The organism is Paenibacillus shunpengii, assembly GCF_042684905.1.
GTDB lineage: Bacteria > Bacillota > Bacilli > Paenibacillales > Paenibacillaceae > Paenibacillus > Paenibacillus shunpengii.
Genome location: NZ_JBHUMJ010000009.1, coordinates 29,467 through 42,206, shown reverse-complemented (window position 1 = coordinate 42,206; position 12,740 = coordinate 29,467). Strand labels below are relative to the sequence as shown.

The following is a 12,740-nucleotide window of genomic DNA, read 5'->3' as shown; positions in this document are numbered from 1 at the left end:
CTCGTCCAAGGGACATAAAGGTACAACAAAAAAACGCTAACTGTATTCCAACAGGCTGAAATACGATTAGCGTTTCTATTTTTTCTGACTATCCCCATCACATGAACCGACAGCTATGTATACTTCTTCTAGAAGTCATGACTAGCGCGTGTTAGACCGTGCATAGAGGAAGTTGTTGGTAATAAGTTATTGTGATATTTGTATGCCAGGATAATCCTGTGGCATCTCATCACCAAAGAATAGATCATCAAGTGAGCTCAGCGTTCCATCCTCTTCCACTTGATACACTGACATCTTATCTCCGTTCACTGTCAGCTCAATAAAGCATCCCCAGCAATAAAATTGGTGTGAACCAATCTTTCCTATATCTTTGGAACTACAATTTGGACATTTCATTAACTTCACCTATCCGTTAGCAGAATATTAAACACTTAATACTGTCATAGCTTGAACTTAAGATCATATACTTGGTTACATATCCGCTCTCTTAATTCATTCTATACAGATGCTGCTCACTTGCAGCAGGAACGATAATGGCATGCTCGCCAAGCGTTATCTCTTCTGCAAGAGGCAGCCATTTCCGGCCTTCCATCAAGTCAGTGACAAACCCGTCACTAATTTCGAGACTTATTATATGATTTCCCAATTCCTGGTCAAAATAAACGTCGGTTACGTGCCCGAGCCTCAAGCCTTCCCTTGTAAGCACCGACATATCTCTTAGTTTATGATGACCTTTGGCATAGCTATATTGTATGTCGTCAGCTTCCGTATGCCGGATCGCCTGTTGATTACGAATCATTACTGCATCCTCGCCATAAGCGACGATGTCTCCCCATTCAATCGTTTTGACCTTGCCCGAAAAAAGGGCTCTACCGTCTAACTCGATTCCACAAATCTTCCAGTCCTCTGTAAGCAAAAAATCAACAATTTTGCCGATTTGTCTGCCGACCGTCATATCATAAACGGCAAGACCTATCATCTCTTGAAGTTTCATGTCTGCTTGGGGGTATCCCTTTCATCTCCTTGAATTAGAATATGAGCAGCACGAGGTGCTACTATATTCGGCCGATGACAACAGGACGCAAATTCCCTCCTCTGTCCGTATATATAGAAACCCTTAAGCTCTACTACGCAGCCGCTTAATAATGGTTCCAACTTTTTGAGCGGTATATACCAAATCTTTTTTAGTATTACCCAGCCCAAAACTAAATCGAATCGCAGAATCCATAATTTCTTCAGGTAATTGCATCGCTTCAAGCACATGGGAACGCGAGAGTGAGCCTGAGGTGCATGCGGAGCCGCTTGCGCAGGCTACACCTTCTACATCAAGATTCATAAGCATCGTCTCCGTTTTGACAGAAGGGAAACTGACGTTAACGATATGAGGAAGAACCTGTTCAGGATGGCCATTCAACACAAATTCACCTTCTCCGACTTCCTTGCTGAGCTCTTCAAGAAACACGCTTCGCAGTTCAAGATCGTGTGCTGTTCTCTCCTCCATATGAGAAGCTGCTATTTGCACCGCTGTTGCAAAACCAACAATCCCCGCCATATTTTCCGTACCCGCACGGCGTTTACGCTCCTGAAGTCCTCCGAACGCGATCGGATTCAGCTTCACCTCACGACGCAGATACAGCGCTCCGACACCTTGAGGTCCGTTAATTTTGTGGGCTGAGAAGCTCATCATATCCACAGGCAATGCATGCAGATTTATAGGAACAGAGCCGAGTGCCTGTACTGCATCGACATGAAATAAAACACCGTACTCCCGTGCAATGCTTCCAATCTCTTCGATGGGCTGAATGGTTCCCACTTCGTTGTTGGCATACATCACACTAATTAAAATCGTATCTGGTCTTATGGCTGATCTCACATCATCTGTGCTGACAAGTCCATAGGAATCAACCGGAAGATAGGTAACCTCATAGCCCTCTTGTTCCAACTGTTCAAAAGAATGGAGTACTGCGTGATGCTCAATGGAAGTGGTAATGATATGCTTTCCATTATTTTCATGGGCAGATAAGGCACCAAAAATAGCCAGGTTGTCACTCTCTGTCCCCCCTGACGTAAATATAAGCTCATCCGGAAAAGAGCCCAAAAAAGCCGCGATCTTATCCCGGGCACTGCTTACGGTACGCTTCGCAGCACGCCCGAAGGCGTGCACGCTCGATGCGTTACCAAATTGACTAGTCATCACCTTAAGCATTGCTTCTGCAACTTCAGGATGCACCGGAGTGGATGCGGCATGATCCAAGTAGATATTCATTTTGACTTTCACCCCGCTTAAATATAGAACATGTAGCTGTCTGATTCAGTATCCTCTTTATAGGAGATCAGATCTTGAAGTGTTGTAGAATCCAGTACCTCTGCAATACTGTTGCGGATACGCATCCACAAGTCACGTTTGGCCGGATCATCTTCCTCTGTAAAATCAACCGGAGAAATCGGTCCTTCCAGCACCCGAATAACATCTCCTGCTGTGATCGTAATGGGCTCGCGCGCCAAAATGTATCCGCCATATGCTCCCCGGATACTCTTAACAAGACCTGCATTGCGCAGTGGTGCGATGAGCTGCTCCAGATAATGCTCTGACAGCTGATTTTTCTCTGCAATACTCTTAAGTGAAGTCGGGCCCTCGCCAAATCGCCCAGACAGTTCCATCATAATGGTTAATCCGTAACGGCCTTTAGTAGATATCTTCAAGTGTGTACACCTCATTGTTTAGTAATATTCTAAGGAACCAGTCGTATTTTGTAATTATGAGCTCGTTCGCATCATGAGAAGGTTTATGTCGTGATTTAATTCGGTCTTATGATCAGCATTGCCATATTTCACAGTATTCCGATCATAACCATTAAACAATGGTAACATAAACAGGACGTTTATGGGGAAAAAACAATGACGATAATATTAAGAATTAGATGAAGCTTTCAATCGATTCAGTCCTCTATATCGTAATTGTTCGATTTACGTCGTAAGTTAGGGTAGAGTGTGTTAAAATAAAACGCGTATTACAATTTTAGATAGAGATGGTGATGACGATGTCTAACGATAATCAAAACACCCGCGTCATCGTCGGCATGTCGGGAGGCGTAGATTCCTCCGTCACAGCACTGCTGCTCAAACAGCAGGGTTACGACGTCATCGGTATTTTCATGAAAAACTGGGACGACACCGATGAATTCGGTCATTGTACGGCAGAAGATGATGCGGAAGATGTCCGCCGCGTCTGTGAACAGCTGGACATTCCTTACTATACAGTCAACTTCGAGAAGGAATACTTTGATAAAGTATTTTCCTATTTCTTAGATGAATATAAGTCCGGTCGAACTCCTAATCCGGATGTCATGTGTAACCGTGAGATCAAATTCGGTGAATTCCTTAACAAAGCGCTCGACCTTGGGGCCGACTATGTTGCTACAGGACATTATGCACGTCTGATTCAAGAGGACGGAGCATACAAACTGCTTCGTGGTGTAGATAATAACAAGGATCAAACCTATTTCCTTAATGCACTGAATCAGGAGCAGCTGTCTAGAGCCATGTTCCCGATCGGTCATTTGCCTAAGCCTGAGGTGCGCCGCATTGCGGAAGAAGCCGGTCTCTACACGGCCAAGAAGAAAGACAGCACAGGTGTATGCTTCATCGGTGAACGCAATTTCAAAGAATTCCTCTCTGGCTATCTGCCTGCCAAATCCGGCGATATGGTCGATATCGAGAGCGGAGAAATAAAGGGTCGTCACGACGGGCTCATGTATTATACGCTCGGCCAGCGTCAAGGTCTTGGCATCGGCGGCTCCGGCAATGGACAGCCTTGGTTTGTAGCAGATAAGGATTTAGAGAAGAATATTCTCTACGTTGTTCAAGGCGACAAGCATCCGAGCATGTACTCTACCGGACTTATTGCCACAGGAGTAAACTGGATTGCGGGTAATGATCACGTACCGAGTGCTCCTTATCACTGTACTGCCAAGTTTAGATATCGCCAGCCGGATCAAGGCGTGACTCTAACCTGGCGTGAAGATGGCACGGTACATGTTCAGTTTGATCAAGAGCAAAAAGCAATTACGCCAGGACAAGCTGTCGTATTTTATGACGGTGATGTGTGTCTCGGCGGCGGTACAATAGATATCGTTGAAAAGGTTACTGCAGGTTCACCTGCTTAAGCGTGATTCAGACACATAAGCAGATGAGTAAAGCCATTCCTCATGTATTACCATGAAGAATGGCTTTTTTCCTGCTTTTTTTATAGGAATTATTTAAATTTTTAATTAACGATGAATGTGGTTAACCACATACCTGCGAATGCAGCAGCTATTCCCACGGTTACAGAACTCATGACGTACAATACGGCCTGCATTCTTTTATGCGCTCTTATAAGCTGCATCGTTTCATATCCGAAGGTAGAAAATGTCGTATACGCTCCGCAAAATCCAATGCCGAGCACTGCCCACCATAACGGTGGCAATATGCCTTTCACGGTGAGCACATACAGGATTCCAAGCAGCAAGGATCCGCTGATATTAATCACCCAGGTACCCCAAGGAAACGATGATCCTGCAGCGGCTGCCTTACGAGTTATGATTTTTCCTAGTGTATACCTGAGCATCGCTCCTGCCATTCCCCCTACTCCAGCAGCCCAGATCATATTGTGTTCTCCTTCCGCGATGCCTTGCCTAACATCCATTTGCCCCATCGGATTCCTACCTCACTCATGAATATTCCGATCGCTACACTTAGAACCACGTATAACACTCCAAGCAACAGCTCACTCATGCCGGCTAATCGGACAACATCCACCGTGAAGGTAGAGAACGTAGTAAAAGCACCGGTAAATCCGGTGCCAATACATAACCTGAGCTCAGGTCTGATGTTCCATTTAGCCGGAGTAACCGTGAAAAACCAGCCCAAAAAGAAGCAGCCTGCCATATTAATCAGCCATATAGTCAGAGGAAACAAACCTTCTCCCGGCTGAATCAGATCCTGTACCCCATATCGGGCTGCCGTTCCCACAAATCCGCCGATACCGATGTAAATAAGCTCCTTCATCCTCTGTGATTCCGGATTCTTCTCCGCTCCTGATTCAGCTTGATTTTGGACTCATTGCCTTGCTCCGTTGCCTCGTAGAAGATTTCATCCTGAATCTCCTTCGGCAAGTATTGCTGCTCTACATAATGCCCCGGATAATTGTGCGGATATTTGTATCCCACATGTCCAAGCTGAACAGAGCCCTTGTAGTGTCCGTCTCTTAGATGGAGCGGCACTTCCGCCGATTTTAATTCATCCATCGTAGCCATTGCTTTGGCTATAGCGGTGTACACTCGGTTGGATTTTGGACTCTCAACCGCAAACAGGATGGCCTGCGCAATGTTCAGCTTGGCCTCCGGCCAGCCGTTGTTGCGGTAAGCCTCAAGGGCAGATACAGCCTGTACCATCGCCTGAGGATTAGCAAGACCAATATCCTCGCTTGCCGCGGCGATGAGCCTGCGTATGAACGTCATCGGGTCCATCCCCAGCTTCTCTACCGCATACAAGAACCAGAAGAGAGCCGCGTCACTGGAGCCCCGAATGCTTTTGTGAAAGGCAGACAGTACATCGTACTGTGTTGACTCATCCGCTTTGACGATGGGACGACGGATCGATTCCTCGGCTACCGTAAGTGTAATATGAATCGTACCGTCTGGATCAGGCGGCGTCGTCAGCGCTGCAAGCTCCAGTGCATTCAGCGCCCTTCTAATGTCTCCGTTTGCCATGGAAGCGATATGAAGAAGGGCATCCTCATCGGCTTCCAGCTTCATATACCCGAGTCCTTTCTCCGAATCATGTAGAGCACGTCGCATGGCGAGGAGTGAATGCTCCTTCGTCAGTGATTCCAACTGAAACAAGGTTGAACGGCTGAGCAAGGCTCCATTCACATAATGAAATGGATTCTCTGTCGTTGCACCGATGAAGATAATGGTGCCCTTCTCCACAGCCGGCAGCAAAGCATCCTGTCTAGAGCTGTTGAAACGGTGTACCTCATCCAGGAAGAGGATTGTCTTCGTGCCGTACATGGACTTATTATTTTGGGCCTGTTCAATGACCTCTCTGACATCTTTTACTGAGGCATCGACTGCATTCAGGCGGACAAATTCGCCTTTCGTATGGTGAGAAATAATATGCGCGAGTGTCGTTTTGCCGCAGCCTGGAGGGCCGTATAGCAGGATAGATGAGACCTGATCTGCCTCAATCGCCCGTCTAAGCAGCTTCCCGGGTCCGACAATATGCTCCTGACCTATATATTCATCCAGGCTCTGCGGACGCATGCGATCAGCAAGCAGCCGCGCCTTCGGCTCCGCATCCTGGCTGTATGAGAATAAATCCATCATTTCACTTCCCTTAAGTTGTGCTTACCTTATCATAACACATGTCCTTCCTGTTCCTGATTTAGGAGTGACACACTTGTAATTTTAATCTTAGGTCCGTACTGCTTGCGGATGACTTTTCTCGCTTCGATGGCGGTTCTGGCTTTGACGATGATTTCCTTGAATTCATTTTCTTCCGTATCAATGACAACCACGTACCTTCTCGCACCGCATTTCATAAATACCACCTCCATGAAGCCTTAAACTTCTCATTTTCAAAAATTCGATTTTTCAATCCTAAATCCTTTATCGGAATTAATTATGGTAAAATCTAACTATTCGGTTGTTAAATACGTTTCTCTCTAGATAGGGAGGTATGCACATGGTTAAACGAACGGCCGCAGCCAGCCTGATAATACTCATCTTGGTTATTTTCGGCGGAAGATTCTATTTCACTTATAAACTGGACGGTCATATTTTGTATGCAGAGTATGCAGTATGTCTGCTTGTCACCATCGGTGTGCTTCTGTATGGTCTTATTACCGAGCAGCGCAATTTGAAAAACAAAACTTATTCGAAGAAGGACATGATGAAATGGTCTCGTGGTCACAAGGTCATCATTCTATGTTCAATCGTCATTATATTGCTGGGCAGCCATTTAATTTATTTGCAATTTCATTATCCCGTGCCCAAAACAGGGCCTGTCGGAGATCTGCTGAATTCAAAACCAGATTGGTTTGATATAATGGTTCGTTTCTATATCATTATGACTGCCGTCTTTACTGCTCTTCGTTCAACTCTTGTTATTCGTGCCTTCTCTCGTGCAATGGAGAAGCAACATGAGATCATTAAGGAGGATGCTGACCATCTCTAAGAAAAACTTGGCTTTAATTATTTTTATCTTTTGCTCTGGTGCTGGACTGTTCAGTTTATCATTTTTGCAATCGGACGGTCCCTTATGGGATTTTCCAATTATTTTAATCGCGTTAGCCAGTTGTAGTTCATTCCTATGCTATTCCATTCTGGAGTTTCGTGAGCTGTTGAACGATAGGGATGAGGACAAAATCAAAAAATTTAAATCCGGCACTTATTATACTTTAATTGTATCCATCATCTGGATCCTGCTTTATATACCCAGGCTTCGGGACGATCTTACTCCAGAAGTGTTTGATGGAAGAGTAATGCCCATTGATTGGGACTCGGCACAGTTACATCTTCTTGGTATTATCTTTTTCTCATTGTTCCTGTTACGGTCAATCGCTGGACTACGGGTTCTGAAAAGGCTCAAACAGAGTGTATCTCGAACATAGAGTAAATTATCAACAAATAGAAAAAGGAGAGCTGCATGTCTAAGAAAACGATAAGCATGGTTCTTTATATTGTAGGAATTGGTATATTCCTCATCCGTACGTTCGTTCACGAAGCTGACCGTCTGATTAGTCTTGATTTTGTACTTCTCACTTTATTTACCGCAGGTGCAGGGATCTATATGATATGGCAAGAGAATCATGAGCTGCTGGGCAGTGTGATGGATGAAAAGCTGCTCAAAATGCGAAGGGAATATCTCTTCGGCTTGTTCGGTATCGGTTTTGTTATACTTCTACAAGTCGATATGCTGTTCAATGAGCTGAATCCAAGACCTAAAATAAACGGCATACCAAGACCTGTCGATTGGCCCTCCGTTCAGATCAAAGTCTTTACCACCATCTTATTTACTGTTTTGTGGGTTCGATATATTTTTGGATACTTTATTCTCCGAAACAAAAAAGCTGAGAACACATAAGCCGCATCCAAATCATGGGTGCGACTTACGTTCCTCAACCTAATTAACTGCCAGCCTTACTCTGGCCAGCCTTCCACAACAACCTCGTCGTTATCCTGCTCCACGTAGTGAGGCCGATCCTCACCATTCATGAGCCACAGCTCATGCAGCGCACGCGTACAGCCGACATATAAGAGCTTGGCATCCCATGCACTGCTGCCATAATGAGCTTGATCTGCGTCAGCAACAATGACAGCATCGAACTCCAGTCCCTTGGACAGATACACCGGAAGCACGGAATAACCGCCCTCATATTGCTTCTTGCCGTCATCGATCAGATTAACCTCCAGCCCTTCTGACCGAAGCCTCTCATGCACAGCTTTAGCTTCCCGCAGAGAACGTGTCAGGATGGATACCGTCCGGTAGTCCTTGCCAATGAGCGTCTCCATTGCTTTTTTCAAGGAAGCTTCTCTTCCCTCTTGTCCGTAATCAATGAGCCGAACACCGTCTCCACTCCGGAACACGGGTACCGCGGTGATGCCGCTTTGAACGCCTTTTTCCAGAATCGTATTAGCAAACTCAATGACTTCCATCGTAGATCGATAGCTTCGGGTCAGCGCAAAATAATCATTATACTCCGGTGCAAAAAGTGAGCTCATTTCCTCCCACTGATGCACGCCTCGATAGGCATGAATGCCCTGGGATAAATCGCCGAGGATCGTAAAGGAGTGCCCTTTGACGAACAGATCCAGAAGTGCGATGTGAAATGGGGAGAAATCCTGCGCCTCGTCAATGACCACATGGTCAAAGCGCTGATTACCGTCCACCTCATGTACCAGTACATGCAAATAGACGAGCGCCGGAAGGTCCTCTTCGCGAATGACATTGTTCTTCAAATCAAGAGCTGTTGACTTCAACACAGACTTTGGAATCTGGCTGACGGCTTCCTCCGGCATGGGGCTCGCGCCTTTGGCTGCTTTGAAGATCTGTTTGTACAGTGTAAGCGGCTCATATTTGGGCCATTTGTTGCCATAAGCCTTCTCTCGTGCCGATGCCTTCTTCTTCCACTCTTTAAGAACGGCGGCCGAAGGCGCCTTTTTGAGCTCCATTTCAATCCAGCGATGTACCCGGGCCATGACTCGTTCTTTGCGCTTCGCGAGAGGGTATGGCTTATACTCTTCCTCAAACCACTTCACAATCTCTGCCCTCGGAAGCACTGCGCCGTCCCAAGGTGAGAAGTCCATGTCCGGTACAGAGCTGATCTCCATCCTCTTAATGCAGTCACGGAGAATTTCCATAAATGCGATAGATCCCTTAAACCGTCCCGGCACTTCCTCCGTAATCTCCGGTAGTTCTCCTTCACCCTCGAACCAATAAGACAGCGTTTCTGCAGGATCGGCCAGCCTCAGCTCCAAATCCAGCAGATTCATAGCCCAATCCGAGAAGGTGCTCTGCTGAATATCGCCAACCCCGAGCTCAGGCAGTACGTTTGAAATGTAATCTAGGAACATATTATTGGGGGCAAAAATAATCATTTTCTCTGCCGAAACCTGCTCCTTGTACTGGTACAGTAAAAAAGCAAGACGATGGAGCGCCACGGTTGTTTTACCACTCCCTGCAACCCCCTGAATAATGAGCGCAGTATTCCGCGCTGCCCGGATAATCCGGTCCTGCTCTGCCTGAATCGTAGATACAATATCACGCAGCTTGTTGTCCTTGTTCTCCCCAAGTCGATAGACGAGGAATTCATCCGATACGGCAGGCTGGTCACTATCCCGATTATACGTGTCTGCCACACGCTCAAGGATCTGCTGGCGAATTACAATATTTCGCTTTAAATATACGAGACCTTCAATGATACCTTCGGGTGATTCATATTCTGCGGGGCCTTCCCCACCAGTAAAAGAATAAAAGAGACTCGCCACTGGCGCCCGCCAATCAATGACCAGCGGCTGATCTGTGTACTCTTCACGATCTACGCCGACTTTGCCAATGTATAGCGGCTTTGAACTGCCAGTGCCGAGCTCTTCAAAATCAAGACGTCCGAAATAGGGCTCCTTTACACTCTTGGAAAGTCTTTGTCTGCGTTCCTCTCGGCCCGCCTCCAGCACCTGCTCTGTAAAGTCATGCCCGGTATATACCGGAACCGACTGAAGCTTCGCAAGCTGCTGATCGACTTCCTTCATCGTATCTTTAAGCCTCTGCTCCTCTTCTTGATAGGCACTTTGAATCGTGTCATCCATAGTTCAGTTACCTCCTAAGAAATATTTTGCAGCTCGGACGTATCCGTACAGCAAAAGGAGTACTAATATACCACAAAAAATAAAGAAAAGCCATTCATTTCCGGAGAGGCCTAGACTTCGCCATGGTGAAGTCTACGGTCTCTTTTACAACAAAGCATATACTACAAAATTGAGCAGGAAGAGCACGGCTATGAAATACATAACCTTAGGCACTTCCCTTCCTTGACCGGCCGCCAGCTTAGCAACGGGATATGCAATGAATCCAAATGCCATACCATCGACAATGCTATACGTGAAGGGAATCATCACCATAATCAGGAATGCAGGAAAAGCTTCAGTATAATCCGAGAACTTGATATCCTTAACGCTTTGCACCATCAGACCGCCGATAATGATCAGAATGGGTGCAATTGCACTATCCGGTATGAGCGTTAATAATGGGATGAACAAAAATGTAGCTCCAAACATTACCGCTGTCGTGAGCGGCGTAAGCCCGGTTCGTCCTCCCGCAGCAATTCCTGCCGTTGTTTCGGCTGCTGCGACTACAGGACTTGTACCGAATATTCCGGCAAACACATTCGTAATGGAAAGTGCCCGAAGGCTTCCTTTAAATGTCTCCGGACGCTGGGTAATGTTCGTATGAGAGGCAATGAGGCCAATATTTTCAAATACAACAATAAGCAGCAGCAAGAAGACCGCAATCCAGAAGGATAGATTCACTAGCCCTGTAAAAGACAGCTCCCCAAACAATTGTCCATACTCTCGTATGGGCTCCGATGCGGACATCATTTGAGATGGGGCTTCTGCAGCACCAAGTACATAAGCCAATATCGTACCTGCAACCATGCTAATAAGGAGTCCGCCCTGCACATTTCTGACGAACAACACAAAAGCTAGCAGTAAGGTAAGACAAGCTGTCAGCACACCAGGATCATCAAAATGGCCGATCGTAACAAAGGTCGTTTGATGCGCGACAACAATCCCGCTTTTTTGAAGACCGATAAAGGTCAGGAATAATCCGATCCCCACCGTAATACCATGCTGTAAATTGTGAGGAATTGCTTCACTAATCACTTTATACAGGTTCGTAAAAGCGACAATCGCAAAAAGAATGCCCGTAATCGTGACCACCGCTAATGCTTCCTGCCAAGTCAATTTCATCGAATGCACCAATGTATAAGCAAAAAATGCGTTTATTCCCATTCCCGGAACTACGATAATCGGCGATTTGCCGATAAACGCCATAAATAAACAGCCAGCAATTGAAGTTAACAAGGTTCCCACCATAGCTGCCTGCAGCGGCATACCCGCATCCGCCAGAATAGAAGCATTGACCATTACAATATAAACCACAGAGAAGTAGGAGATGATTCCTGCACCAAGTTCTTTCTTGAGCACATCTCCTTGTCTCATTCCAACCCATCGGAACAGACTTTTTTGTTTCATAATACTCTAATCCTCTTTTCCTTCACTTCTCAGATATCACATATCCATATAAATACTCAAATACTCCATACAAAGAAAAAAAGCGTGAATACCATACGCTGGTATCCACGCGGGAACAAGTTTATCTTGTTCAGTTTGTGCTCATTTTAAACCTAAACCTGTAAGCATCGGCTTAAGCTTGCTTCTTATTTCTCGGCTAGCAAATCCTTGATGGCTTCACTGACCATGATAAGTCCTGCAACAGGAGGCACAAAAGCATTACTTGCAGGCGGCTGTTTTGCTTTACGGATCTCAGGTGCATTTTCCGGAACAATCTTATCCGTTACATCCTGACGCGGCTTCATCGGCTGCTCTGTTGAGAAGACGACCTTTACGCCTTTCTTAATCCCGTGCTCCTTGCGCAGTTTGTTACGAATGACACGAGCAATCGGATCCATGGAGGTCTTAGAAATGTCGGCGACCTGGAACTTGGAAGGATCCATTTTGTTGGCAGCTCCCATGCTGGAGATCATCGGAATTCCTCTCTCCATACACTCCTTGATTAAGTGAATCTTGTAAATAATGGTATCAGAGGCATCCAGTACATAATCCAGCTCGTATTTAAACAATTCCTCGTAAGTCTCTTCTGTATAGAACATGTTAAGGGCAATGGCATCGATTTCCGGATTAATCAGCTTCACCCGATCTACCATCAGATCTGCTTTCTTCTGACCAATCGTGGTCGTTAAGGCATGGATCTGACGATTGATATTCGTAATGTCGACGACATCCTTATCAATCATAATAATCCGTCCTACACCGGTACGAGCCAAAGCTTCCACGGCCATTGAGCCGACGCCCCCGATGCCGAGAACAGCAACGGTGCTGTTCTTCAGCTTTTCCAGGCCTTCCGGTCCAATCGCAAGTTCCGTTCTTGAAAATTGATGTAGCATGGTGACAATTCGT

14 protein-coding genes are annotated in these 12,740 nt (G+C 46.0%); 3 read left to right on the top strand and 11 right to left on the bottom strand.

Going from position 1 to position 12,740, the window contains the following annotated elements; all coding sequences use genetic code 11:
* Window positions 1-186: 186 nt before the first annotated feature.
* The 4 genes from ACFSVM_RS21445 to cymR all read right to left on the bottom strand — a co-directional run bounded on the left by ACFSVM_RS21445 (window position 187) and on the right by cymR (window position 2,703).
* Window positions 187-396: a hypothetical protein gene (locus ACFSVM_RS21445; protein WP_076313466.1), complete on the bottom strand. Its 210-nt coding sequence runs from the start codon at window positions 394-396 to the stop codon at window positions 187-189.
* Window positions 397-487: 91 nt separating this feature from the next.
* A complete protein-coding gene (locus ACFSVM_RS21440; RefSeq protein WP_379264474.1) occupies window positions 488-994 on the bottom strand; it encodes a PRC-barrel domain-containing protein in 507 nt (168 codons plus the stop codon).
* A gap of 123 nt (window positions 995-1,117) precedes the next feature.
* Window positions 1,118-2,266: a cysteine desulfurase family protein gene (locus ACFSVM_RS21435; protein ID WP_379264472.1), complete on the bottom strand. Its 1,149-nt coding sequence runs from the start codon at window positions 2,264-2,266 to the stop codon at window positions 1,118-1,120.
* A gap of 17 nt (window positions 2,267-2,283) precedes the next feature.
* Window positions 2,284-2,703, bottom strand: a complete 420-nt coding sequence (cymR, locus tag ACFSVM_RS21430) for a cysteine metabolism transcriptional regulator CymR (RefSeq protein WP_047913302.1) — start codon at window positions 2,701-2,703, stop codon at window positions 2,284-2,286.
* Window positions 2,704-3,035: 332 nt separating this feature from the next.
* Here cymR and mnmA point away from each other — a divergent pair, with 332 nt between their 5' ends.
* Entirely contained in the window at window positions 3,036-4,166 is a 1,131-nt protein-coding gene (gene mnmA / locus ACFSVM_RS21425) for a tRNA 2-thiouridine(34) synthase MnmA (protein WP_379264469.1), read from the top strand.
* Between the two features lie 101 nt (window positions 4,167-4,267).
* On the opposite strand, the gene crcB (ACFSVM_RS21420) is transcribed toward mnmA, so the two are convergent.
* Genes crcB (ACFSVM_RS21420) through ACFSVM_RS21405 form a run of 4 tightly spaced genes read right to left on the bottom strand, consistent with a single transcriptional unit; the run spans window position 4,268 to window position 6,583 of the window.
* Window positions 4,268-4,648, bottom strand: coding sequence for a fluoride efflux transporter CrcB (gene crcB / locus ACFSVM_RS21420; RefSeq protein WP_379264467.1), 381 nt, complete (start codon window positions 4,646-4,648; stop codon window positions 4,268-4,270).
* Window positions 4,645-5,049, bottom strand: coding sequence for a fluoride efflux transporter CrcB (crcB, locus tag ACFSVM_RS21415; RefSeq protein WP_379264465.1), 405 nt, complete (start codon window positions 5,047-5,049; stop codon window positions 4,645-4,647). Before crcB (ACFSVM_RS21415) ends, crcB (ACFSVM_RS21420) begins: the two co-directional genes overlap by 4 nt.
* Window positions 5,046-6,365 carry a replication-associated recombination protein A gene (locus ACFSVM_RS21410; protein WP_379264525.1) on the bottom strand — a complete coding sequence of 440 codons (1,320 nt, stop codon included), beginning with the start codon at window positions 6,363-6,365 and terminating at the stop codon, window positions 5,046-5,048. The genes crcB (ACFSVM_RS21415) and ACFSVM_RS21410 overlap by 4 nt, the downstream gene beginning before the upstream one ends.
* Window positions 6,366-6,397: 32 nt before the next feature.
* Window positions 6,398-6,583, bottom strand: coding sequence for a hypothetical protein (locus tag ACFSVM_RS21405; protein WP_379264463.1), 186 nt, complete (start codon window positions 6,581-6,583; stop codon window positions 6,398-6,400).
* Window positions 6,584-6,726: 143 nt separating this feature from the next.
* Between ACFSVM_RS21405 and ACFSVM_RS21400 the strand changes: the two genes are divergently transcribed.
* Together ACFSVM_RS21400 and ACFSVM_RS21395 are read left to right on the top strand one after the other, a co-directional pair.
* Entirely contained in the window at window positions 6,727-7,218 is a 492-nt protein-coding gene (locus tag ACFSVM_RS21400) for a hypothetical protein (RefSeq protein WP_379264461.1), read from the top strand.
* Between the two features lie 471 nt (window positions 7,219-7,689).
* The gene (locus ACFSVM_RS21395; protein WP_379264459.1) at window positions 7,690-8,127 is read left to right on the top strand and encodes a hypothetical protein; all 438 of its coding nucleotides are present in this window, start codon (window positions 7,690-7,692) and stop codon (window positions 8,125-8,127) included.
* Window positions 8,128-8,183: 56 nt separating this feature from the next.
* On the opposite strand, the gene ACFSVM_RS21390 is transcribed toward ACFSVM_RS21395, so the two are convergent.
* From ACFSVM_RS21390 to ACFSVM_RS21380, 3 genes are all read right to left on the bottom strand, one after another.
* Window positions 8,184-10,349: a HelD family protein gene (locus ACFSVM_RS21390; protein ID WP_379264457.1), complete on the bottom strand. Its 2,166-nt coding sequence runs from the start codon at window positions 10,347-10,349 to the stop codon at window positions 8,184-8,186.
* A gap of 144 nt (window positions 10,350-10,493) precedes the next feature.
* Window positions 10,494-11,795, bottom strand: coding sequence for an NCS2 family permease (locus ACFSVM_RS21385; RefSeq protein ID WP_379264455.1), 1,302 nt, complete (start codon window positions 11,793-11,795; stop codon window positions 10,494-10,496).
* Window positions 11,796-11,980: 185 nt separating this feature from the next.
* Window positions 11,981-12,727: a tRNA threonylcarbamoyladenosine dehydratase gene (locus ACFSVM_RS21380; RefSeq protein ID WP_379264453.1), complete on the bottom strand. Its 747-nt coding sequence runs from the start codon at window positions 12,725-12,727 to the stop codon at window positions 11,981-11,983.
* Window positions 12,728-12,740: the final 13 nt, after the last annotated feature.